The 24,250-nt window shown below is 61.0% G+C and carries 17 protein-coding genes and 2 rRNA genes (1 of these 19 running past the window's edge); 3 read left to right on the forward strand and 16 right to left on the reverse strand.

Annotated features, from left to right (window positions below):
• Position 1 precedes the first annotated feature (1 nt).
• The 3 genes from peaB to R1A29_RS18965 all read right to left on the reverse strand — a co-directional run bounded on the left by peaB (position 2) and on the right by R1A29_RS18965 (position 3,891).
• Positions 2-1,432: a quinohemoprotein amine dehydrogenase maturation protein gene (peaB, locus tag R1A29_RS18955; RefSeq protein WP_438299221.1), complete on the reverse strand. Its 1,431-nt coding sequence runs from the start codon at positions 1,430-1,432 to the stop codon at positions 2-4.
• 95 nt (positions 1,433-1,527) lie between these two features.
• Entirely contained in the window at positions 1,528-3,108 is a 1,581-nt protein-coding gene (gene peaA / locus R1A29_RS18960) for a quinohemoprotein amine dehydrogenase subunit alpha (RefSeq protein WP_438299222.1), read from the reverse strand.
• 582 nt (positions 3,109-3,690) lie between these two features.
• A complete protein-coding gene (locus R1A29_RS18965) occupies positions 3,691-3,891 on the reverse strand; it encodes a hypothetical protein (RefSeq protein ID WP_085686895.1) in 201 nt (66 codons plus the stop codon).
• A gap of 356 nt (positions 3,892-4,247) precedes the next feature.
• On the opposite strand from R1A29_RS18965, the gene R1A29_RS18970 reads away from it, so the two are divergent.
• Positions 4,248-5,738 (forward strand): aldehyde dehydrogenase family protein, encoded by a 1,491-nt coding sequence (locus R1A29_RS18970; RefSeq protein ID WP_179694248.1) that lies wholly within the window; start codon positions 4,248-4,250, stop codon positions 5,736-5,738.
• Positions 5,739-5,754: 16 nt separating this feature from the next.
• Here R1A29_RS18970 and qhpG read toward each other — a convergent pair whose 3' ends face one another.
• The 7 genes from qhpG to R1A29_RS19005 all read right to left on the reverse strand — a co-directional run bounded on the left by qhpG (position 5,755) and on the right by R1A29_RS19005 (position 15,054).
• The gene (gene qhpG, locus R1A29_RS18975; RefSeq protein WP_438299223.1) at positions 5,755-7,050 is read right to left on the reverse strand and encodes a flavin-dependent monooxygenase QhpG; all 1,296 of its coding nucleotides are present in this window, start codon (positions 7,048-7,050) and stop codon (positions 5,755-5,757) included.
• The gene (qhpE, locus tag R1A29_RS18980) at positions 7,047-7,724 is read right to left on the reverse strand and encodes a subtilisin-like serine protease QhpE (protein ID WP_438299225.1); all 678 of its coding nucleotides are present in this window, start codon (positions 7,722-7,724) and stop codon (positions 7,047-7,049) included. The genes qhpG and qhpE overlap by 4 nt, the downstream gene beginning before the upstream one ends.
• Positions 7,714-9,432 (reverse strand): ABC transporter ATP-binding protein, encoded by a 1,719-nt coding sequence (locus R1A29_RS18985; protein ID WP_438299226.1) that lies wholly within the window; start codon positions 9,430-9,432, stop codon positions 7,714-7,716. The genes qhpE and R1A29_RS18985 overlap by 11 nt, the downstream gene beginning before the upstream one ends.
• Positions 9,432-11,336, reverse strand: a complete 1,905-nt coding sequence (locus R1A29_RS18990; protein WP_438299227.1) for a sigma-54-dependent Fis family transcriptional regulator — start codon at positions 11,334-11,336, stop codon at positions 9,432-9,434. Before R1A29_RS18990 ends, R1A29_RS18985 begins: the two co-directional genes overlap by 1 nt.
• Positions 11,337-11,453: 117 nt before the next feature.
• Positions 11,454-12,479 (reverse strand): histone deacetylase family protein, encoded by a 1,026-nt coding sequence (locus tag R1A29_RS18995; protein ID WP_438299228.1) that lies wholly within the window; start codon positions 12,477-12,479, stop codon positions 11,454-11,456.
• 3 nt (positions 12,480-12,482) lie between these two features.
• Positions 12,483-13,721, reverse strand: a complete 1,239-nt coding sequence (locus R1A29_RS19000; RefSeq protein WP_438299229.1) for a Zn-dependent hydrolase — start codon at positions 13,719-13,721, stop codon at positions 12,483-12,485.
• Positions 13,722-13,743: 22 nt separating this feature from the next.
• On the reverse strand, positions 13,744-15,054 hold the full coding sequence (locus R1A29_RS19005) for an MFS transporter (protein ID WP_438299230.1): 1,311 nt from the start codon (positions 15,052-15,054) through the stop codon (positions 13,744-13,746).
• 163 nt (positions 15,055-15,217) lie between these two features.
• Between R1A29_RS19005 and R1A29_RS19010 the strand changes: the two genes are divergently transcribed.
• Positions 15,218-16,153 (forward strand): LysR family transcriptional regulator, encoded by a 936-nt coding sequence (locus R1A29_RS19010; RefSeq protein ID WP_438299231.1) that lies wholly within the window; start codon positions 15,218-15,220, stop codon positions 16,151-16,153.
• On the opposite strand, the gene R1A29_RS19015 is transcribed toward R1A29_RS19010, so the two are convergent.
• From R1A29_RS19015 to R1A29_RS19025, 3 genes are read right to left on the reverse strand one after another with little or no spacing between them, the layout of a single operon-like run.
• On the reverse strand, positions 16,147-17,076 hold the full coding sequence (locus R1A29_RS19015) for a 2-hydroxyacid dehydrogenase (protein WP_438299232.1): 930 nt from the start codon (positions 17,074-17,076) through the stop codon (positions 16,147-16,149). The genes R1A29_RS19010 and R1A29_RS19015 overlap by 7 nt on opposite strands.
• Positions 17,073-17,828 carry a class II aldolase/adducin family protein gene (locus R1A29_RS19020; protein WP_438299233.1) on the reverse strand — a complete coding sequence of 252 codons (756 nt, stop codon included), beginning with the start codon at positions 17,826-17,828 and terminating at the stop codon, positions 17,073-17,075. The genes R1A29_RS19015 and R1A29_RS19020 overlap by 4 nt, the downstream gene beginning before the upstream one ends.
• Positions 17,825-19,126 carry an MFS transporter gene (locus R1A29_RS19025; RefSeq protein WP_438299234.1) on the reverse strand — a complete coding sequence of 434 codons (1,302 nt, stop codon included), beginning with the start codon at positions 19,124-19,126 and terminating at the stop codon, positions 17,825-17,827. The genes R1A29_RS19020 and R1A29_RS19025 overlap by 4 nt, the downstream gene beginning before the upstream one ends.
• A 144-nt stretch (positions 19,127-19,270) precedes the next feature.
• On the opposite strand from R1A29_RS19025, the gene R1A29_RS19030 reads away from it, so the two are divergent.
• Complete coding sequence (locus R1A29_RS19030) at positions 19,271-20,230, forward strand: LysR family transcriptional regulator (protein WP_438299235.1); 960 nt, start codon at positions 19,271-19,273, stop codon at positions 20,228-20,230.
• A 12-nt stretch (positions 20,231-20,242) separates the two neighbouring features.
• Here the strand turns inward: R1A29_RS19030 and mrdA are convergent, their stop codons facing one another.
• The 3 genes from mrdA to R1A29_RS19045 all read right to left on the reverse strand — a co-directional run.
• Positions 20,243-22,135: a penicillin-binding protein 2 gene (gene mrdA, locus R1A29_RS19035; RefSeq protein ID WP_438299236.1), complete on the reverse strand. Its 1,893-nt coding sequence runs from the start codon at positions 22,133-22,135 to the stop codon at positions 20,243-20,245.
• Between the two features lie 214 nt (positions 22,136-22,349).
• Positions 22,350-22,465 (reverse strand): 5S ribosomal RNA (gene rrf / locus R1A29_RS19040).
• 155 nt (positions 22,466-22,620) lie between these two features.
• A 23S ribosomal RNA gene (locus R1A29_RS19045) occupies positions 22,621-24,250 on the reverse strand; it runs 1,261 nt beyond the window's last position.

Consider the following 24,250-nt stretch of genomic DNA (forward strand, 5'->3'; position numbering starts at 1 on the left):
ATCAGTGAGCCTTGCGCGGAGTGATGTAGCTGCTGATGAACGCAGGGTTGGCGGCCATGATCCGGGTGTAGACCTCGATGCCGAAGTCGACCCAGTCACGCATCAGTTCGCAGTAGTGATAAGTCGGGTGGGCCGGGTCGCCGTAGCGGGCATAGCTCTCGTGGTAGCAGCCACCGGAGCACAGGTTGCGGATCTGACAGTCATGGCAACCGGTGTTGGTGCGATCCAGGCGCTGGGACAGAAAGTCGTTCAACTCGACCTGTTTCACCCCGCTGTGGACGTTGCCGAAAGTCGGCAGAGACGAGCCGGTGAAGCGGTGGCACAGGTTCAGTTCGCCCTTGTGATCCACCGCCAGCATCTTCAGCCCGGCGCCGCACGGCAGGGCTTTTTTGTGGCCCTCGTGGATATCGGTGATCAGCTGATGCAGGTTGGAGAACCCGATGTTGCGGTGTTCCAGCGCAGCCTCCAGATAACGCTGACCGAGGCGTTTCATGCTGGCGAAGACTTCGATCAATTCGTCGTTGGTCAGGTTGAAGCTGCTGATATCGCCGGACGTCACCGGGGCAAATCCGACTTCGGCAAACCCCAGCTCGTTGAACAGGTGATCCCAGATGGTTTCAACGTCGGTGACGCCGGTGGTCAGGGTCACCCGCGCACCGACCGGGCGGCTGTTGTAGCGTGACAGCAGCATTTCGGCCTTGCGCCGCACCACGTCATAGGTGCCCTGCCCGCCCACGGTGATACGGTTGCGGTCGTGCACGGTTTTCGGTCCGTCGATGCTCACTGACAATCCGAAGCGGTGGGCATTCAGATAGTCCACGGTTTCTTCGGTGAGCAGCGTGGCGTTGGTGGTCATCACGAACTCGACGAACTTGCCGGCCTCGGCAAAACGCTTCTCACAGTAATCGACCATGTACTCGATCAGCTTGCGATTGCTCAGCGGCTCGCCGCCGAAAAACACCACGGTGAAACGTTCTTCGTCGGGGGATTCACGCAGCAGCATTTCCACTGACGCGATGGCGGTTTCGACATCCATTTTCTTGCCGGCGGACGGCTTGTCGAGGTCTTCCTTGTAGCAGTAGGTGCAGCTCAGGTTGCAGCCGGTGTTGACGTTGAGTACCACGGTGTTGATCGCGGTGCGCTCGACGCGTTTGACCGCGATGTCCGGGGTCAGCGGCGAGCCGTCGCTGACCAGTTCCAGCGAGATCAGCTCGCGCAGGGTCTCGTTGATTTCCTCGCCGTTGAACCGCGCGCCGAGGCGCTGGATCAGGTCTTCCGATGAGCAGCCAGGGCCGCGCAACGCATCGATGATGGTGCCGGTCAGTTCATCGCTGGCGAACAGCGAACTGCTGGGGATGTGAAACAGCATGCGGTCGGCGTCGACGTGCACTTCGTGCAGATTACGTTCGACCAGATTCAAGATAGCGCCCATTGCAAACCTCCTGTGCAAGCCCCGCCTGGCGGGACTTGCGGTCATTCCGAAAAGTGTCTGAATCGCTGTCGTTCAGAAAAACTCACGTTTCAACATCAGGGAATGGGTGGATTGTTCCAGCGTTGCACGGTGACGATCAGGTGGCCTTCGCCGGTCAGGGATTTCCCTGCATCGTCGACGGCGGCGATCACCTTGAGGTTGCCGGCATTGTTGGTGGACATCTTGCGTGCCGGATTCGGTCCGGCATCGCCCGGGGTGAACACGCCCGCGTCGGCCTGCATGGTGCCGGCGAACTTGACGTCTTCGTCCTCTTTGGCGCGCTCGTCGAAGGCTTCGACTTTCCATTGCGCCGGGAACACGCCGATGCGATACGGCTTGCCGTCGGCGCCCTTGCCCCAGGCTTCGGCATCGAAACGGCCCTGGACTTTCGGCGTCGAACCGCCGCCGTCGCCGATCCGCGCCACCGAGAATTCCGGCACCACTTTGACCGAGGCAATCGTGCTGTACACCGACAGGCTCGGGCCTTTCAGGCTGCCGACGCTGACGGCGCGCAGGCCCGGTTGGGCATTGGCCGCGGCTTTGACCTTGACCTTGATCCGCTCGGCGTTCTGCTCGACCACTTCGACCACGTCCACGCCTTTGCCGAAATTCGGCTTGCCGCTCAGGCCGCTGCCGATCAGGGTCACTTCGGTTTCGCTGCCGGCCTTCACGTAACCCGGCTGCACTGCCAGCAAACGCTGGGAGCCCTGTTTGGCAGCGACGAAATCCAGACCGCGCTCATCGTGCTCGGCCTCGAACATTCGGCCCTGCATCGCGTTGCCTTGTGCGGCGAACACCTGACGCATGGTCACGCCATCGACGGTCACGTTGCCGCGCCATTCGTAGCCGCTGTAGAGAATCGCGCTGCCATCGCCGTTGAACGGGCTGCCATCGGCATACAGACCTTTGACGGCAACCTTGAAGGTGTCGCTGCCATCGGCGGTGACGCTCATGATGCCGGCCAGTTCACCCTTGCCCGGCAGGTGGCCGCTGAAACTCCAGTCGCCGACCAGCGCTTCGGCCTTCGGCTTGGCTTTGACCCAGGCCTGCCACGCCGGGTTGTCCAGCGGATAACGTTTGGCCAGCAGCGGGACCATTTCCTTGCCGGCGATATCGAACCAGTCGCGGTCGCGGGCCAGCGCCTGATACTCCAGCGACGGCCATTGGCCGAGGTGAAAATTCACCAGACGCTCCCATTCCTGAGCCGGACGCCGTTGCAAAGCGATCCGCGCACCGGAGTGGCAGCGACCGCACATCTGCGCGGTTTTCTCGTCGAACTGCTCGACGGTGTTCAACCGTCGCTCCAGCGCGTAACGCACGCCATCGGTTTCGCTGGGCGCCAGGCCCTGGGTGTCGGCGAGGTATTTGACCAGCGTGCGGCGGTCTTCATCGCTGATCTGCAAACCGTGCATGGTCTGCATGCGGGCAATGCTCATCAGCCAGCCTTCCGGGGTCTTGCGCTGGTGGCTGATGCGGCTCAACTGGTCGCCGGCTTCAGGGGTGTGACAGCCCTGGCAGGTTTCCTTGAGGATGGTCTGGGCGTCACGGGCTGCCAGGCTGTGGGGCGAATGCAGGGCCACGCATGCGGCCACGGCCAGCAGGCTGGCGCTCATGCCTGATCGGAGTTTTCTCTTCATCAACGTCGAACCTCGCACGGTGCTTTCTTATTTTTGTGGCTTATCGTTTTTATGGTTTCTGCCGTTCGCGGCGATGCACGGACGGAGGCAAGCGAAACGTCTGAGGTGAGCAATACACGGAGCGTGCCAGCTTGCCGATAAGCTTTTCAATCAAGCAGTTACGTGAAGATCAAGGCGAAGTGACGGTGCTGGCGATGCTTGCCTGCGTCCAATTTCGCGACAGTTGTTTCAGTCTGAGACAAGCATAGTTGTTGCGGCTTCGGCGACATTGCGTCGCGCGACAGTTCGTGCGGAACCGACAGCATCAGCTGCGATGAAATCTCCAGGTGACTGATAAACAAGCCCCGTACATGACGGGGCCCTGTATTGGCTTGATGGCCTGATCCTAGCGAACGGAATTGTCCGGGTGAACCTTGTAACGCCCACAAAACTCGCAAACCATCGAACATTCAGCTTGCGTGTCGGCCTTGGCTGCCAATGACCCGGAATCACGCAGGGCAGCTTGAATTCGACGCTCGCGGTAAAACGCATACGTGATTAGCAAACTAAAGCCCAATGACCAAAAACACAGAATTAAAGCCGTCATGATTTATCCTCGAGCATGGCAACTGCGAAAGAGGTGGCGATCAAGAAAATACTGCTTGTAGCCATCAAGGCACCTGCCCGAATCGTATCAACATCGGTCAGATCGCCGATCAACAGCGCCGCAAACCCCGTCACCAGAAATCCAGTCCCCACGCCTATCATGAAATTGGTCAGCCACCGAATGGTTAAGTTGTTCATCGACATCCTTGTGAAAACACTGACCCGCCAAATCCATGGCAGGAAAACCCTATACACAAAGCAACTTAGCTCGTACCTCATGCCTCCACCAGTCGGTAAAAACTGTCAGACGCGCGACTTTTCCTACCCCTGAAACGGAGCGATTTCGCCCAGCCCCCGTCGCAGCGGCATTGGCTTTGTAGGACGCGTATCCTACATCTCAATGACTGTCGCGTTTTGAGACAAATTCACGCTCATTATCAATCGAACACTTCCCCCGTCAGGCCGTGAAACGGGGCTGTGCGCGACCTTCGAGCATTTGGCACAAGCATTGCGAAAGCCCTTGTCGATCCCATCGAACAACAAGAGGTTTCGCCATGCCCCTGCCCTATCTGCTCCCCGCCACCTCGGCTTTCATCCAGCGCCCGCCGCGCATGCTGATCGGCGGTGACTGGGTCGAAGCTGCCGACGGCCAGACCATGCCGCTGCACAACCCGGCCACCGGCGAAGTGCTGTGTGTGGTGCCTCGCGCCACGCCGGAAGATGTCGACCGCGCGGTGCTCGCCGCTCGTCAGGCTTTCGATGATTCCGCCTGGAGCCGCACCCGTCCGCGTGAACGGCAAAACTTGTTGTGGAAACTTGCCGACCTGATGCAGCGCGACGCCGAACTGCTGGCGCAACTGGAATGCCTGAACAACGGCAAGAGCGCCGCCGTGGCGCAAGTGATGGACGTGCAACTGGCCATCGACTTCCTGCGCTACATGGCCGGGTGGGCGACCAAGATTGAAGGTTCCAGCGTCGACGTTTCGCTACCGTTGATGCCCGGCGATCAGTTCCACAGTTTCATCCGCCGCGAAGCCGTGGGCGTGGTCGGTGCCATCGTCGCCTGGAACTTCCCGCTGCTTTTGGCCTGCTGGAAACTCGGCCCGGCGCTGGCCACCGGTTGCACCGTGGTGCTCAAACCGGCTGACGAAACCCCGCTGACCGCGCTGAAACTGGCGGAGCTGGTGCTGGAGGCGGGTTATCCGGAAGGCGTGTTCAACGTGGTCACCGGCACCGGGATCACGGCCGGTTCCGCGCTGACTCACAACCCGCTGGTCGACAAGCTGACCTTCACCGGCTCCACCGCCGTCGGCAAGCAGATCGGCAAGATCGCCATGGACTCCATGACCCGCGTCACCCTGGAACTGGGCGGCAAATCACCGACCATCGTCATGGCCGATGCCGACCTGAAAACCGCTGCAGCAGGTGCGGCCAGTGCGATTTTCTTCAATCAGGGCCAAGTCTGCTGCGCAGGCTCGCGCCTGTACGTACAGCGCAAGCATTTCGACAACGTGGTGGCCGACATCAGCGACATCGCCAATGCGATGAAACTCGGCAACGGCCTCGACCCGAGCATCGATATGGGCCCGCTGATTTCCGCGCGCCAGCAGGAGCGGGTCTACAACTACATCGAAATGGGCCGGGAAAGCGGCGCGACCATCGCCTGCGGTGGCGAGCAGTTCGGGCCGGGGTTCTTCGTCAAACCGACGGTGATTGTCGATGTCGATCAACGGCATTCGCTGGTTCAGGAAGAAATTTTCGGACCGGTGCTAGTGGCGATTCCATTCGATGACGAAGCCGATGCGCTACGCATGGCCAATGACAGCCCTTACGGGTTGGGCGCCAGCATCTGGTCGAACGACCTGGCGGCGGTGCACCGGATGATTCCACGGATCAAGTCGGGATCGGTGTGGGTCAACTGCCACAGTGCGCTGGACCCGGCGCTGCCGTTTGGCGGCTACAAGATGTCCGGGGTCGGGCGCGAGATGGGGTATGCGGCGATCGAGCATTACACCGAGTTGAAGTCGGTGTTGATCAAGTTGTAATGACTGGGCTCATGGCTCAGGGTCTGAAACCCTGAGCCAACAGCCACCCGCGAACGGCTCGCCCCTGCTCGAGCGTCAACCCCGCCAGCACCTGATCCGCCGGCTCATCGCGCAACCGCCGTACCAGCGGCGCCAGCTCCACGCCTTGCACATGCCAAATCCCCAGCGGCTGATCCGCCGTGATCACCACCTCGGCCTTGTCGACAAATCCGTCACGCAGCACCGGCATTCGCTCGATGCGCAATGCTGCAAAATCTGCCGCCGCATGCGCCACTTCAGCATCGGGCCATTGCCGCCGCGCCTGCCAGAACGGTTGATCTAGCCAGCGCTGTTCATCGGCATAAAAGTCCCGGCCGATCCGCGCAAAGCGCAGGAACAACTGCTCCACACGCTGACGGTGAAAACGCTGGGCCAGCAACGCCCGCTCAGGTTTGCGCAACAGTGTGTTGATCACCACCGGCGCCTGCAACGCCGACGACAGCGACTGAAATATCCCGTTGCCCGACAGCGGATCCACCGCCATCGCCGCGTCACCGACACGAATCCAGTTTTCACCGCAGACCTGTGACGCGAGAATCGCCGTACTGCTGCGAGCGTGCAGTTGCAGCTCCGACTCCACGCCGCCAGCAAAGAAAGCTTGAGCAAAATCCGAGGCCTGTCGCCGCGCACGGCAGTGATCGAGCATCTGCGCCTTTCCCGGCAACCCGGCACTGGCTACGTCCACGGTCCATTGCCAATAACATTGGCCGTCGTCCCGCCGGGCCATCCACGCCCAACCGTCTTCAAGGCTTTCCACGGCGCTGGCCGTCACACCCGGCGCACCCTGCCAGCGATTGAGCAGACTGACCGTCTCCGGCCCGCGCAGCCCTTTGCCGAGCGCCGGCGCCTGTCGCCCCCGAGCCTCCACCAGGAAATCCGCCGTCAGCAGATGACCGCCATCGAGTTCAACCCAATGACCATCCACCGAGGACTGGACATTGAGGATTCGCCCTTCAATCACCTCGACCCCGGCCACTCGCAAGTCTTCACGCAGACCGCGATCAAAGGCCGGGCGATCCAGCAGAAACTCGATGTTCTGCGCATGCTGCTGGCCATTCCACGAAACCTGTCGCCGGGATGGCAACGTGGCGTCCGCCAGCGCATGATCCAACCCGGCACCGCGCAACGCCTCCAGCACCCGTTGCGACACGCCTTCGAGCGCCGAAAACCGGCGCCATTCGCTGATCAGCGTCACGGTGTAACCCAGCCGCCGCAACCCCAACGCCACCGCTGCACCGGCCGGCCCGGCACCGAGAATCAGGATCGGTGTCATGGGCCAAAACGCCGTTCAGGGCCGCGATAACGAGCGTGCTGTTTCAGCCAGGCGATGACCTCGGCATTGCTCGCTAGCGGGTGTTCCAGCAGATAGCCGGCGATGTGACCGCTCAACGCGGCACACCCCAGGCTGGCGCCGGACTGCCCCGGGTAGGTGCCACGAACACAGGCAGCAAAATCCGCCTGCGCGCTGTCGAGCCAGGACCACTGTTCATCGGTGCAACGGGCATCGCCGGTCACCCGCAATACTTGCGGATAACTGGCCGGAAACACCGCCGCCCCCTGCGCCGGGCTCGATGCACACAGCAACACACCTAGGGCCACTGCCGCCGCACACGCTTCGCGCAACAGACTGCGATCCTGCCGCAGGCCAAGGCTCAGATTGATCAGCCGCACGTCCTGCGCCACCAGCCAATCGATAGCCGCAGAAATCTGCAAGGCGCTGGTGACGCCGCGCTGATCAAATACTTGAGCTACACAGATCTGCGCGGCAGGTGTGCGACGACTGATCGCCTCGATCACCGCGCTGCCATGGCCAAGGGGATCGTCACGCAAATCCGATTCCGCCAGACCATCTTCCAGCAATGAGAACCGTCGCCCGGCAATCACCTGCACCCGTTGCGCCGCCGAGTGCCCGCTGTCGACCACGCCGATACGCAATTCAGGCTTCATGCAGCACCGTTTTCGAAATGAGTACACCGTCGAGCAATTCGAAGCGCAGATCGGCATCGGCCAGGGTCGACGGACGATGGCTGATCAGAATCCGCGTGCGCCCGGCAAACAACCGGTCGATGGCTTCGATCACCTCGCGCTCGGTGGCTTCGTCGACGGCCGACGTGGCTTCGTCGAGCACCAGAATCAACGGATCCTGCAATAGCGCCCGGGCAATCGCGATGCGCTGTTTTTGCCCGCCGGACAACTGCTGACCGCGCTCGCCCAGCGGACTGTCGAGGCCTTCGGGCAGTGACGCGATCAGGCTGTCGAGTTGCGCCAGCCGTGCGACCTCGGCGATGGCTGCGCGGCTGGCGTCCGGCACCGCGTAAGCCAGGTTGTCGGCGAGGCTGCCGCGAAACAGCACGATGTCCTGGCTGACCACGGCGATGCGTCGGCGCAGCTCGAATAGCTCCAGTTCACGCAGATCCACTTCGCCAAGCAGCACTCGCCCGGACTGCGGATCGTGATGCCGTTGCAGCAGATCGATCAACGTCGATTTGCCGACGCCGGAACCGCCGCTCAAGGCGACTTTCAGACCGTAGGGAATCGTTGCTTCAATGCCGCTCAATGTGCTTGGTCGGCCCGGATGGCTGAAGTGCACCGCGTCGAAACGCAGCTCGCCCGAAGACGGAAACGGTTTCGGCGTGACCGGTGAAAACACCGTGGGTTCTTCGCCGCGCAACTCCATGACCCGCCCCAGGCTGACAGTCATGCGCTGGATCGCCACGTACAACCCCAACAGGCTCTGCACCGGTCCAACCGCCATCCCCAGGTAGGTGGAAAACGCGATCAGTGCACCGAGTTGCCAGGTGCCTTGCACCACCCAATAGCCGCCGATCAAAAACGCACAGGCACGGGACAACGACGTCAACGTACCGGGCACGGCCTGGGTGAAAAACTCGGTGACTTGCAGGCGCAGCAACTGGTTCATGTAGCCCTGCCCGAGGCTTTCCAGACGCCGCGCTTCACGCTGTTGCTGGCCGGCGGACTGGATGAATTTCATCACCGGCAGGGTCTCGACCATGAATGACGACATGTCCGCCGAGCGCTCGCGCAACTGCCGCACATCGCGCTCGACCTTGCGGCGCATCCAGCGCAGCCACAGCACATCGAGCGGGATCAGCACCAGCGCCAGCAGCGAGAGTTTCCACGACAGCGTGAACAACATAGCGATTGCCACCACCAGGCCGATCACACTCGATACCGCCGAGAACAACGAGTCCACGGCGAAGCGCTGGATCTCCGCCACATCGCCGTCGAGCCGCGACATCAGATCACCGATCCGCCGCTGGCCGTAGAAGCTTGGCGACAGCTTCTGCAAATGCCGATAAAGGTCGTCACGCAGGGCAAACAGAATGCGCCCGGACAGCCGCGTGTGCAGATAACGGTTGATCCCCGACAACGCCGTGCCGAGCAACCCGGCGATGATCATCAGCACTGCGATCAGCACCAGCATCGGGAAATTGCGCGCCAGCAGGCCATCGTCGATCAGCAGCTTGACCAGCCACGGCTGCACCAGCACCAGCAGCGAGGCGCACACCGACAGACCGAGCAGGCCGGCAATCGCCAGCCGTTGCGGCCTTACGAACCCGTAGAGCCAGCGCAACGCCGCTTGCAGCGCGGCGGGGTTGTGGCTGTCGATCAGCCGCACGAACAGGCGCTGCATCACGAGCGCAACTGTTTGAGTTTGCGGTACAGGGTTGCGCGGCTGATGCCCAGGGCGTCGGCGGCGGCCGAGACGTTGCCCTGATGGGTGTCGAGGGACTGGCGGATCATCTCCAGTTCGTTTTCGCGAATGCTGCCGGTCTGGGGTTTCTCGGTGGCAGAGAGTTCGTCGAGCATGCTGTCCGGCAAGTGATCGAGGGTCAGCACGGTTTCACCGGGTTCGCGCATCGCCAAAGCGGTGCGCAAGACCATTTCCAGTTGGCGGATGTTGCCCGGCCAGTGATACGCGCTGAGCAGGCGATTGAGGTCGTCGTGCAGCACGGCGTTCGGCGCGTCGAGTTTGCTCAGCAGGCGAGTGACCAGCGCAGCGAAGTCATCGCGCTCACGCAGGGCCGGGAGCATCACGCTGATGCCGTTGACCCGGTAGAACAGATCTTCGCGGAATTGCTTGTCCTCGACCTGACGCTTGAGGTCGCGGTGCGTGGCGCAGATCAGCGCGACGTCGATGTCCTGCTCCTCCCCGGCACCCAGCGGCGCGACCTTGCGATCCTGCAAAACGCGCAGCAAACGCGCCTGCAAGGCCAGCGGCATGTCGCCGATTTCATCGAGGAACAACGTGCCGCCATGGGCTTGTTGCAGACGCCCGATCATCCCGCCACGACGCGATCCGGTGAACGCGCCTTCGCGGTAGCCGAACAGTTCCGACTCGATCAGGCCTTCGGGAATTGCCGCGCAGTTCACGGCTACAAACGGTTTGTCGCTGCGGCTGCCGGCCAGGTGCAGGGCGCGGGCGATCACTTCTTTACCGGTCCCGGTTTCGCCGAGCAGCAACACCGGCAACTCATTGGCCAGACCTTGGCGGGCCATGCGCAGAGCTCGGGCATAACGGGCGTTGTTGCTGGCCAGAGCCTCCAGATCCGGTGGCGCCTTGGCGGTTTTCGCCACGCTGCGTGGCGGGCCGCCGAGGTTGACCGAGCGCGCCGGAGCACGCAGGGTCTTGTAGAAAAACTCGCCCTTGGCGGTCTGCACACTGCCGACGCCGCCCTGTTGCAGGCGGGTCAGCAATTGCACGCCATCGACCCCGAGGAATTCCTCACAGCGCTTGCCGACCAGTACCGAACGCTCGGCCCGCAGCAACTGACAGGCCTGGGCGCTGACCGCCAGAATCTGCCCGCCGAGACTCACCGCGAGCAAGCCTTGCCACGGCGACTCCAGATACTGTCGGCGACTGTGGAAGGCGAGAACAATTTGATCGGGAAAGCTGTTGTTGAACACCCGGCTCTCGATCTGGCTGACCGCCATGCTCAGCAGCGCGGTGCTGTCGTGGACGCGGCCGAGCGGGCCTTCGCGGGTCAGGTCGAGGACACCGAGAATTTCGCCCTGAGGGCAATGGATCGGCACCGAGGTGCAGGAAAAATCCGTGAGGCGATCGAGGTAATGCTCGCCGCAATCGATCAGGGTGGGCCGCGCTTCCACCAGTGCCGTGCCGAGGGCGTTGGTGCCACGGGCGGCTTCGCTCCAGCAGGCGCCGAGGGTGATGTCCTGCAAACCGCTGCCCTTGAGCCGGTCGGCACGTCCTTCGACCGCGAGAATGGTGGCGTCGGAATTGGCGAGGATGATCAGGCCTTCCTTGCCCTGACGCTCGGCCAGGTAATCGATGGCCGGAATCGCCGCATCGATCAGCAGGCGATTGCTCGCCAGCAACACATCGAGACTCGCGCTCGATTCCAGCGCCAGCTCATGCTTGCCATTGAAATGCACGCCGTGGCTCAGGCTGCGCCGCCACGAAGCATCTATCTCCGCACGCAACACGCCATCCGGGACCTGCCCTTCGAGATGGAGTTTTTCCCGGGCCAGCCGGGCTTCGTGGTGAGACTTGGGATCGGTTGTTTTTATTAGAGTCATCAAGCGCTCCGGAGCGGTCCGCTTTGCGCTTCGTTACTTCAGCGCCCTGACGCCAATGTTTACGTTAACGTCAGGGCGATGGCAAGCACCGCAGGGCGCTTCGTCAGGTGGATCGTCTCAGCACTGCCAAACCTCGGTATTCACGAAAAACGCCCGGGCGTTGTCTTCGAGACTTTCCAGGTGATAGCCGCCCTCCTGCACGATCAGGCACGGCAGGCCAAGGCTGCGAATGCGCTCACCCAGTGTTGCGAAGCCTTCACGGGTGACGGCGACTTTGCTTTGCGGGTCCAGTTCATAGATATCGAAGCCCAGCGACAGCACCAGCACCTCGGCGCCGAACTCGCGTACCGCGCTCAAAGCGACGTCCAGTTGCCCGAGGAAGTCCGCCTCGCTTGAACCATGAGCCATCGGCAGGTTGAGGTTGAAGCCCTCCCCCGCGCCGCTGCCGCGTTCATCGGCAAACCCGGCGACGCCCGGATAGAAGTTGGTCGGATCGCCATGCACCGAGACGTAGAGCACGTCGTCGCGGTCGTAGAAGATTTCCTGGATGCCCTGGCCGTGGTGCATGTCGGTGTCGAGCACCGCGACCTTTTCAAACTTGTCGCGCAGCACCTGCGCCGCCACCGCTGCGTTATTCACGTAGCAAAAACCGCCCGCCGCCTCGGCCCGAGCGTGATGTCCCGGCGGACGGCACAAGGCGTAGGCCGCCGGTTCGCCATCGATCAGCGCCTGAGCCCCGGCCACTGCGCTTTGCGCTGACCAATAAGCCGAACGCCAGGTCTGCTCGCCGACCGGGCAACTGCCGTCCGCCAGGTAACGCGCAGCCTGGGCGAGGATGCCGCGCAAGGCATTCGGCTCGCGGACGAAGATGTTCGACATCACTTCGTCACCCCAGTCTTCCGGGATTTCTTTCCAGCGTGCATGGGCTTCCTGAAGGAACGTCAGATACGGCGCGCCATGCACCGCCAGCAACGGTGCGAGGCCGGCATCGGCGGGCTGCTCGACACTAAAGCCCAGACCGTGAGCGGCTTGCACCAGACGTTGCGCGCGCTCGGGGACTTCCTGCGGCGTGCGCATCTGCCCGCGCGAGTAATAACTGCGTGGGTGGTGGAGCAATTGTTCGGGATGGAAAAAGCTGCGCATGCTTCAGACTCCTTGTTCGATTCGACCGGCGCGGGCCAGCACGGCGTTGAGCAAAACATCGGTGCCCTGCTTCACGTCTTCGGGCAACACATCTTCGGCCTCGTTATGGCTCAAGCCTCCGACGCACGGAATGAACACCATCGCCGTCGGGCAGTAGCGCGCCAGGTGAATCGCGTCATGCCCCGCGCCGCTGACAATCGACTGCTGAGCGTAGCCCAGCGCATCCACCGCCTCTTGCACGGCCGCCACGCACTCGGCGTCGAACGGCGTGGACGGACTGATCCAGTGCGGGGTGATCGTCAGGTTCAGGCCACGACCGTCGGCGATGGCCTGCAACCGGGCACGGACCTGTTGCTCCATGGCAGCAATGGCGTCGTCGCGGTGATGACGCAGATCGACGGTGAAATTCACCAGCCCCGGAATGGTGTTGCGCGAGGACTTGTTGATGCTCAGTTCCCCAACCGTGGTCAAGCCTTCGGGGGCAAAATCTGCCGCCAGACCTTCGATTGCCTGGATCATCCGCGCCACGCCGTACAAGGCGTCTTTACGCAGCGGCATCGGCGTGGTGCCGGCATGGGCGGCCATGCCTTCCACGCGCACGTCGAGCCAGCGGATCGCCTGACCACCCGTGACCACGCCGATGCTCTTGGCGTTGTCTTCAAGGATCGGGCCCTGCTCGATGTGCGCTTCAAAATACGTATCCACCGCGCCGCCCAACGGACGCTCACCGGCGTAACCGGTCCGCTGCAAGGCCTCGGCAACGCTGATGCCATTTGCATCACGAACAGCCAGCGCAGCACTTAGATCCATGATCCCGGTAAACACCGCCGAGCCGAACATGGCCGGCGTGAAGCGCGCGCCTTCTTCGTTGGTCCACACCGCCACTTCCAGCGGTTTGCGGGTCTGGATGTTGAGGTCGTTGAGGCAACGCACGACTTCCAGCCCAGCGAGCACGCCGTAGACGCCATCGAAACGCCCGCCCTCGGGCTGGGTGTCGAGGTGGCTGCCCATCATCACCGGCGCGGCGTCCGGATCGGTGCCGGCGCGGCGGGCGAACAGGTTGCCGATGGCATCCACGCTCAAGGTCATGCCGGCTTCACGGCACCAGTGGGCGAACAGTTCACGACCGGCCTTGTCTTCTTCGCTCAATGCCAGACGGCAGCTGCCGCCCCGGGCTGTCGCACCGATTTCGGCCATGGCCATCAGGCTCGCCCACAGGCGTTCGCCATTGATTTTCAACATGAGGTTCTCCTGAAATTCCGGGTTAGGCACGGGCCATTTCCGCGCGATGGGCGCTGGCGTGACGACGGGCGAGGGACAGCACGCAGACCAGCGAAATGCCGGCAATCAGGCTGTAGAACACTGCCATCGGCCACCACTGCCCGGTGAATTTGTGCGCCAGCATCGTGCCGATCAGCGGCGTCAGGCCGCCGGCCACCGCACCGCAAATCTGATAGGCGAGCGAGATTGCGGTATAGCGAACACGGGTCTCAAACATGCCGCTGACGTAACCGGCGATCACCGCGTAGAACGACGCCATGCACACCACCGCCAGGGCGATGCCGAGGATGATCAGCGGCGCCTGGGCCGAGCTGACCAGCACGAACATCGGATACGGCGAGGCCATCGCCAGCAGCGACACCAGGCACAGGAATCGCGTCGCGCCGATTTTCTCCGCCATCCACGCCGCCAGCGGCTGGATGCAGAACTGAATGATCGCAACAAAGAACAGGCATTCGAGAATCAGCGAACGCGGCAGCGCCAGTTGCTGAGTGGTGTAGGCGATCATGAAGGTGTTGGTGAAATACACCCCGGCGATGCCCAGCGTGTTGGCGCCGATGCACAGCAGCAGCGGACGCCACGCCGTGCGCAGCACTTCCATGACCGGCGCCTGTTCTTTCTTGATTTGCTGGGTGGCCTGCTCGCGGCTGGCGAGGAATTCCGGCGACTCATTCACGCCCAGGCGAATTGCCAGGCCCACCAGCAGCAACAGCGCACTGGCGAGGAACGGCAGACGCCAGCCCCAGCTCATCAGATCCTCTTCAGGCAAACGGGTCACGGCACTGAAGGCCAGCAGCGACAGGATCAACCCCGCCGGGCTGCCCAGTTGCGCAAACGACGCGAAGAAATTGCGCCGACCCTTTGGCGCATGTTCGCCGGCCATCAACACCGCCCCGCCCCACTCGCCACCGACGGCGATACCCTGGACGATACGCAGCAGAATCAGCAGCACCGGTGCCGCCGCGCCAATCTGCGAATAAGTCGGCAACAGACCGATGCACACCGTCACTACGCCCATCATCAACAGCGTGATGATCAGCGATTTTTTGCGGCCGATGCGGTCGCCGATATGGCCGAAAATGATTCCGCCCAACGGCCGGGCGAAGAAGCCCACGGCGAAGGTGCCGAACGCGGCCATGGTGCTGAACAGCGGATCGTCGGAAGGAAAGAACAGCGCGCCGAACACCAGCGCGGCGGCGGTGGCGTAGATGTAAAAGTCGTACCACTCGATCATGGTGCCGATGAAGGCTGCGGCGGCCGCACGGCGCGGCTGGTTCGAAGCGTGGGGCTTCATGGGGTCGGGCTCCTTTGATTGTTTTTCTGGCAGGAGGGAAACGGCAAATCCGAGGCACTCTTACGGCGCCTGTCTGAGGGTGATTTATCGTCCCGGGGCTATGATTAGTCAATTTTCTATTTATTATTCCGACTATTACCTCACCTTATAATCGAGAATTCCCATGGCCGAACGCGACGTCCAGCGCCTGCTCAACGACCGCCTCGACTGGAACCTGCTGCGCACCTTCCGGGTGATCGGCCAGGAGCTGAGCATCAGCCGTGCCGCCGCGCGTCTGCACCTGACCCAACCGGCGGTGAGCCAGGCGCTGAAACGTCTGGAGGAGCAACTGGGTCGCCAGTTGATTGCCCGGCGCGGTCCGCGCTTTGCCCTCACCGAAGTCGGCGAGCAGATCTTCGACTTGGCCGGCGAGATCTACGGACAGATGTCCCAAGTCAGCAGCCTGCTGGGGCAACCGGCCGACGAAGTGATCGGCAAGGTGCGGCTGCTGATCATCAGCCGGATCTTCTCCGAGCGTTTCGATGACTTTCTCGCGGACTTTCATCGGCAGTATCCACGGGTGGATCTGGAGGTCGATGTGATGCGCAGTTCGGACATCGTCAGCGCCCTGCAAGAGAAAACCGCGACCCTCGGCCTGAGCCTCAATCGCCGCCCACAACCGCGTCTGGAACAGCGTCTGTTCCTGCGTCAACGCTATGCGTTTTTCTGTGGCAAACACCACGCATTATTTGGTCGGAAGGACGTCGTCGAGGGCGATTTGCAACGGGAGAATTTCGTCAGTTTCACCAGCGACCAGATTGGCGGGATGCTTTCGCCGCTGACGATTTTCCGTGATCAACAGGGCTTCAGCGGACGCATCGTCGCCTCATCGCCGAGTCTGGAAGAAGTGCGGCGACTAGTGATCGCCGGATTCGGCATCGGCTGCCTGCCGGAGCACGTGGTGGCGGCGGACGTCGAGGCCGGATTGCTCTGGCGCCTGCCGCCCCACGAAGGGATCGCTGATGTCGACATTCATCTGCTGTGGAACCGCGAGCAGCGCATGAGCCGTGCCGAGACGCTGTTCATCGAGCGCTTGCAGGCCTGTCTGGCGGATCAGTAACCGAGCAGCCGATCCGCGCTGTTCAGCAATGGTTCGCCGGCATTCAGACGGCGGAAGTTCTCGGCGATCTGCTCGGCGATGCAGTCATGAGACGCCGCCGAAGCCATGTGCGGGGTGATGGTCACGCCCGGGGTTTTCCACAGTGGATGATCGGCGGGCAGCGGTTCCTGTTCGAAGACATCGAGCAGCGCCCCGCGCAGTTTTCCACGGGCCAGTGCCTGCTGCAGATCCTCGATGTTCAGGTGCCCGCCGCGGCCAACATTGATCAGTGCCGCGCCGTTGGCTAACCGTTCGAAAGTCTGGCGGTTGAGTATGCCGCGTGTTTCGTGAGTGAGCGGCAACAGATTGATCAGCAATTCCACGCCGTCGAGAAATGGATTGAAGGCATCAGTGCCGGCGAAGGTCTGCACGCCCGGCAGATCCTTGCTGCTGCGCGCCCAGCCACGTACGTCGTAACCGGCGGTTGACAGGTCTTGGGCGATTGCGCTGCCGAGTGAGCCGAGGCCCATCACACCGATCCGGAACTCATGGGCCGGGCGTTGCAGCGGTCGCTCCCAATGCTGTTGGCGCTGTTGCTCAAGGACTTGATCGAAGCCGCGATGGTAGTGAATCACCGCCCAGCGCACGTATTCGGTCATGCCCTGGCGATGGCCGGGATCGACCACCCGGCACACCGGCAGATCCGGGCACGACGGATCGTGCTCCAGATGATCGATGCCGGCGGCGACCGAGTGAATCACTTGCAGATTGGGCAACGCGGCGAGGCTGTCCGGTAGCGGAAACCAGCACGCTGCGATCTGCGCATTCACCGCCCGGGGATCATCGGCCAGTACCGCCGAGAGCTGCGGCGCGCGGCGGGCAAAGGCTTCCTGCAATTGTTTGAGCAACAGCATGTCACGGGACATCAGTGCAACGGTGTTCATGACAGATAGGACTCGCGCTGGGATTCGATCAGGGTCAGTGCGGCCTCCCAGGCCAGGTCGATGATGTTGTCCTGTTCATCGCGGTCGAACTGTTCGGCGGTGTGGGTGCAGACTTCCGGCGACGGGAAATGCAACTCACAACCACCGGCCAACGCCTGCACTTGAGCCTGACAGGCACGCTCCAGAAAGTGGATTTCCTGGAATGCCTGGGCCACGCCGGAACCACCGACCAGCAAACCGTGATTGCGCAGGATCATCGCCCGATGCGGGCCGAGATCGGCGATCAAACGCTCGCGTTCATCCAGCGACAGAGCGATGCCTTCGTAGGTGTGATAAGCAAGTTTTCCGTAGAACTTCAGCGCGTGCTGACTGATCGGCAGCAGGCCCTGTTTCTGCGCGGCGACGGCCATGCCCGCAGCGGTGTGGGTGTGGATCACGCAGTTCAGATCCGGTCGGGCCATGTGGATTGCCGAATGGATCACGAAGCCGGCGGCGTTGACCCGATGGCCGGCGTATTCAGGGTCGACGATGCGCCCGTCCTGGTCGATGCGCACCAGATCGGAGGCGCGCATGCGGTCGAAGATCACGCCGTACCGGTTGATCAGGAAATGATGCTCCGGCCCCGGAATCCGCAGGGTGATGTGGGTGTCGATCAGGTCGGTCATGCGAAAGTGCGCGATCAAGCGGTACAGCGCGGCGAGCTCGCAACGGGCTTGCCATTCGATCGGGTCGATGTGGGCGGGTTTACTCACGAATACACCTCTTTGCTTGTGTGAAGGACGACCGGGTTGGCCCGCAGACGCGCGAGGCCACAGACACCGATCAGCGACAGGGCGGACAGCAGCGTGAAGAACACCGCCAACGGCAGCCATTGTCCGGAAAACTTGCTGGCCAGCAGCGTGCCGATCAGCGGCGTGGTGCCCCCCGCAACAGCGCAGCTCAACTGGTAAGCGATGGAAATGCCCGAATAGCGCAGATGCACCGGGAAGGCCTGGGTCATGTACCCGGCGATCACCGCATACAGCGCCGAGAGAATCACCACCGCGACAGCGATGCCGAGGGTCATCAACAGGATGTTCTGAGTGCCGACCAACAGGAACATCGGGTACGGCGTGACCATGCACAGCAACGCCACCAGCATCAGGAACCGCCCTTCGCCGATGCGTTCGGCCAGCAGCGCCGACAACGGTTGCGAGAGCAATTGGATGATCGTCACCAGGAACAGGCAGTCGAGAATGGTCGCTCGTGGAATGCCCTGATATTGGGTGACGTAGGTGATCATGAAAGTGTTGGTGAAGAAGAAACCGGCCGAGCCGATGGTGACTGCGGCGGCTGCGAACAGGATCTGTCGCCAGCACTGACGAATAACATCCTTCACCGGGTATTTCGCGGTTTCGTTATTGTCCTTGGCCTTGGCGAATTCCGGCGATTCATGGACCCCGGAACGGATCATCAACCCGACCATCATCAGCGCACCGCTGGCGAGAAACGGTAGACGCCAGCCCCAGGCGAGGAAGTCTTCCGGCGACAGCGACGTGACCAGACGGAACGCGATCAGTGCCAACAGCAAACCCGCCGGGCTGCCGAGCTGGGCGAACGAGGCATAGAACGTCTTGCGTTTGGCCGGGGCGTGCTCGCTGGCCATCAGCACCGCCCCGCCCCACTCGCCGCCAACGGAAATGCCCTGGATCAAACGGAGAACAATCAACCCGATCGGCGCCCAGATGCCGACGCTGGCGTAACTCGGCAGCAGACCGATGCCAGCGGTGGCCAAGCCCATCAGTGCCATGGTCACCAGCAGCATTTTCTTGCGGCCGAGTCGGTCGCCCAGGTGTCCGAACACCATACCGGCCATCGGGCGGGCGATGAAACCAACGGCGAAACTGCCGAACGCTGCGAGCGTGCTGGTCACCGGGTCGCTGCTGGGAAAGAACACTTGCCCGAGCACCAGTGCGGCGGCGGTGGCGTAGATGTAGAAATCGTAGAATTCGATGGTCGTGCCAATGAAGGCAGCGGCCGCGGCGCGACGCGGCTGAGCGGTGGTGTGCATGCAAGAACCCTGTGTATTTATAGTTTTGGGCAGGTGTCGAGGCGGCTGACGGTCGCGCTCTGTGGCGCTTGTGGGCTTTATCGCTTCCGTGACAGGATTAGTCAATTTTCAAAATCTTATCTTTACTATTAGCGTGGCTACTGCATGAACTCGACCTCGAATCCCTGGATCGGCCGACGTTTTCTCAACGACCGGCTCGACTGGAACCTGCTGCGCACGTATCTGGTGATCGGTCAGGAAGGCAGTATGAGCCGCGCCGCTGCCCGACTGCATATCACTCAGTCGGCGGTCAGTCAGGCGTTGAAACGTCTCGAAGAACAACTGGATTGTGTGCTGATTGCGCGCAGCGGGCGGCGCTTTGATCTGACGGAGACCGGGGAAGAAGTCCTGCGGATTGCAGCGGATATCTACGGCGATATTTCCCGCTTGGGCACCGTATTAGAGAACCGCCATGACGACGTGGTGGGCAAGATCCGCATCCTCACCGTCAGTGGTGTGCAGGCGCGGCATTACGATGAGTTTCTTGCGGACTTCCACGAAACTCACCCGAAAATCGAGCTGGAAGTCGAAGTGATGGGCAGCTCGAACATCATCAGTTCACTGCTGCAAAAGACCGCCACGGTCGGTGTCGGTTTATGTCGCTTGCCACAGCCTCGACTGGAGCAACGAGTGCTGTTTCGTGAGCGCTATGCGTACTTTTGCGGGCAGCGGCATCGACTGTTCGGGCAGCAGAATCTGACACTGGAACAACTGGCGGCGGAGAATTTTGTCAGCTTCACCAGCGATCAGCTCGGCGGCAATCTTTCGCCGTTGACGCTGTTTCGTGACCAACAGGGTTTTACCGGCAAGATCGTCGCCTCCTCCACCAGTTTCGAAGAGATTTACCGCTTGATCTGTGCAGGATTCGGCATTGGCTGTCTGCCGACTCATCTGGTTCGTCGGGATGTCGAGCAGGGCTTGCTGTGGCGATTGCCGCCAGAAGACGGTGTGGTGGATTTCGATATCCAGCTGCTGTGGAATCGCGATCAGAAGATGACTCAGGCGGAAACCGTGTTCCTCGACAGCTTCCAGCACATGCTCAGCCTGCGTGAGCCTGTGCTGTGAAGCTGATGAGGTTTACACGTGAGGATCGCCCGGTGCCTTGGTCGGCGCCGCGTACTGCGGCTTGAGGTGACCGTCCTGGTCGAGTAGCCAGGCGTCCATGATTTGCCGCACTACAGGCCCTGCGACTCGGCCACCGGCCTCGCCGTTCTCGATCATCACCGAGATCGCGATCTTCGGATGTTCGGCCGGGGCAAATCCGACGAACAAGGCGTTGTCACGATGGCGCTCGAGGGTTTTCTCGCGGTTGTAGCGCTCACCCTGCTTGATCGCCACTACCTGCGCCGTACCACTCTTGCCGGCGATGCGGTATTGCGCACCGGCTGCAGCGGCGCGGGCGATACCTCGGGCGTCGTGCATCACCATCTGCATGCCGTGGTTGACCTGATCCCAGTCGCGCGGATCCTTGAGCAGAATGTTCGGCATCGGGTGTTCATCCACCGGGGCAACACCATCGACGGTCTTGGCCAGGTGCGGGCGGTTCCAGACACCCTTGTTGGCGATCAACGCAGTAGCCTGAGCCAGTTGCAGCGGCGTGACCTGCATGTAGCCCTGGCCGATACCGAGGATCACCGTCTCACCGGGGAACCAGGCTTGACGCCGGGTGGCGCGCTTCCACGCCTGGGACGGCATCAGGCCGGGAGACTCTTCGAACATATCCAGGGAGACTTTTTCGCCAAGTCCGAACATCGCCATGTAGTCGTGCAGGCGATCGATGCCGAGCTTGTGCGCCAGGTCGTAGAAGTAGGTGTCGTTGGAGCGCATGATCGCCGCATCCATGTCCACCCAGCCGTCGCCGCTGTGGTTCCAGTTCCGGTATTTGTGGTCGAAGTCCGGCAGCTGGTAGTAGCCCGGATCGAAGACGCGGGTTTGTGGCGTGACCACGCCGGCGTCGAGCCCGGCAATCGCCACCTCGGGTTTGATCGTCGAACCGGGCGCGTACAAGCCGCGCAGCACGCGGTTGAACAGCGGCCGATCAATGGAGTCACGCAGCGCCGAGTACTCCTTGGAGCTGATACCGGTCACGAACAGGTTGGGATCGAAGCTCGGGTTACTCACCATGGCCAGCACTTCGCCGGTCGATGGGTCCAGCGCAACCACTGAGCCACGACGGTCGCCCAATGCAGCTTCGGCGGCCTCTTGGAGCTTGACGTCGAGACTCAGGACGATGTTTTTGCCGGGCACTGGATCGGTGTGTTTGAGGACACGCAATACGCGGCCCTGAGCGTTGGTTTCCACTTCCTCGTAACCGACGTGGCCGTGCAGTTGTGCTTCGTAGAAACGCTCTACGCCCGTCTTGCCGATGGATTGGGTTCCGCGGTATTCGACTGAATCGAGGGTCTTGGATTCTTTTTCGTTGATGCGACCGACATAGCCGATCGAGTGGGCGAAGTGCGCACCCAACGGATAGTTGCGGATGAACTGCGGTTCGACATCCAGGCCCGGCAAGCGGAACTCGTTGACGGCCAGTACGGCGATCTGCTCCTCGGTCAGCTCATAGAACAGCGTTACCGGCGTAAACGGATGGCGCGACTGTTTCATGGCTTTGTCGAAGACCATGCGGTCCTCTGCGGGCAGATGCAGGAGGCTGATGACTTCGTCCAGCTCCTCATTGACGTTCGTGGCACGTTCGCGAGTGATCGTCAGGTTGTAGCTGGGGCGGTTATCGGCCAGCAGTACACCGTTGCGGTCGTAGATCAGCCCTCGCGTTGGCGGGATGGGCAAGACGTGGACACGATTGTTTTCCGAAATGGTCGAGTGGTAGTCGAACTCCACCACTTGCAGGATGTATAGGCGAACCACCAGCGCGCAGCTGATCGCAACGACGAACAAGGCACAGGCGATCAATCGCTTGTTGACCAGGCGCTTCTCTTTCTCGTGATCCTTGATGGGTATTGGTTCAGGCATTTCTGCAGCAACTCTTTGACAAAAATGAGCGCCGATCCTTGGGCGTGACATCAGTCCGTTAAAAAACGAGCTGCACCATACCAAAAACCGGGCGGTCATTTCAGAGGGATTTCCCCAATGGTTGCGATCGCGACAGTCGGCCCCTGCGCCGAGCACTTTCCTGCAGGCAAAACAAAACCCCAACTGCTTTCGCAATTGGGGTTTCGGAATTTAATCTTGACGATGACCTACTCTCACATGGGGAAACCCCACACTACCATCGGCGATGCATCGTTTCACTTCTGAGTTCGGGATGGGATCAGGTGGTTCCAACGCTCTATGGTCGTCAAGAAATTCGGGTACTGACTCGTGACCGGTTGGCCTCGCTTCAGCAAATTGGGTATGGGATAGTTTTCGGTGTTTTGTAAGCGTCGAACTTTCGGTTCTTTCGTCTTCACACACCGCAATCTGGCCTCTTTCGAGTCTGCAGATTGCTTGGGTGTTATATGGTCAAGCCTCACGGGCAATTAGTATTGGTTAGCTCAACGCCTCACAGCGCTTACACACCCAACCTATCAACGTCGTAGTCTTCGACGGCCCTTCAGGGAACTCAAGGTTCCAGTGAGATCTCATCTTGAGGCAAGTTTCCCGCTTAGATGCTTTCAGCGGTTATCTTTTCCGAACATAGCTACCCGGCAATGCCACTGGCGTGACAACCGGAACACCAGAGGTTCGTCCACTCCGGTCCTCTCGTACTAGGAGCAGCCCCTCTCAAATCTCAAACGTCCACGGCAGATAGGGACCGAACTGTCTCACGACGTTCTAAACCCAGCTCGCGTACCACTTTAAATGGCGAACAGCCATACCCTTGGGACCGGCTTCAGCCCCAGGATGTGATGAGCCGACATCGAGGTGCCAAACACCGCCGTCGATATGAACTCTTGGGCGGTATCAGCCTGTTATCCCCGGAGTACCTTTTATCCGTTGAGCGATGGCCCTTCCATACAGAACCACCGGATCACTAAGACCTACTTTCGTACCTGCTCGACGTGTCTGTCTCGCAGTCAAGCGCGCTTTTGCCTTTATACTCTACGACCGATTTCCGACCGGTCTGAGCGCACCTTCGTACTCCTCCGTTACTCTTTAGGAGGAGACCGCCCCAGTCAAACTACCCACCATACACTGTCCTCGATCCGGATAACGGACCTGAGTTAGAACCTCAAAGTTGCCAGGGTGGTATTTCAAGGATGGCTCCACGCGAACTGGCGTCCACGCTTCAAAGCCTCCCACCTATCCTACACAAGCAAATTCAAAGTCCAGTGCAAAGCTATAGTAAAGGTTCACGGGGTCTTTCCGTCTAGCCGCGGATACACTGCATCTTCACAGCGATTTCAATTTCACTGAGTCTCGGGTGGAGACAGCGCCGCCATCGTTACGCCATTCGTGCAGGTCGGAACTTACCCGACAAGGAATTTCGCTACCTTAGGACCGTTATAGTTACGGCCGCCGTTTACCGGGGCTTCGATCAAGAGCTTCGCGTTAGCTAACCCCATCAATTAACCTTCCGGCACCGGGCAGGCGTCACACCCTATACGTCCACTTTCGTGTTTGCAGAGTGCTGTGTTTTTAATAAACAGTCGCAGCGGCCTGGTATCTTCGACCGGCATGGGCTTACGGAGCAAGTCCTTCACCCTCACCGGCGCACCTTCTCCCGAAGTTACGGTGCCATTTTGCCTAGTTCCTTCACCCGAGTTCTCTCAAGCGCCTTGGTATTCTCTACCCAACCACCTGTGTCGGTTTGGGGTACGGTTCCTGGTTATCTGAAGCTTAGAAGCTTTTCTTGGAAGCATGGCATCAACCACTTCGTCGCCTAAAGGCAACTCGTCATCAGCTCTCGGCCTTAAGATCCCGGATTTACCTAAGATCTCAGCCTACCACCTTAAACTTGGACAACCAACGCCAAGCTGGCCTAGCCTTCTCCGTCCCTCCATCGCAATAACCAGAAGTACAGGAATATTAACCTGTTTTCCATCGACTACGCTTTTCAGCCTCGCCTTAGGGACCGACTAACCCTGCGTCGATTAACGTTGCGCAGGAAACCTTGGTCTTTCGGCGTGGGTGTTTTTCACACCCATT

It is taken from the genome of Pseudomonas sp. NMS19W (assembly GCF_051554255.1).
In the GTDB taxonomy this organism is placed as follows: Bacteria; Pseudomonadota; Gammaproteobacteria; order Pseudomonadales; family Pseudomonadaceae; genus Aquipseudomonas; species Aquipseudomonas kribbensis.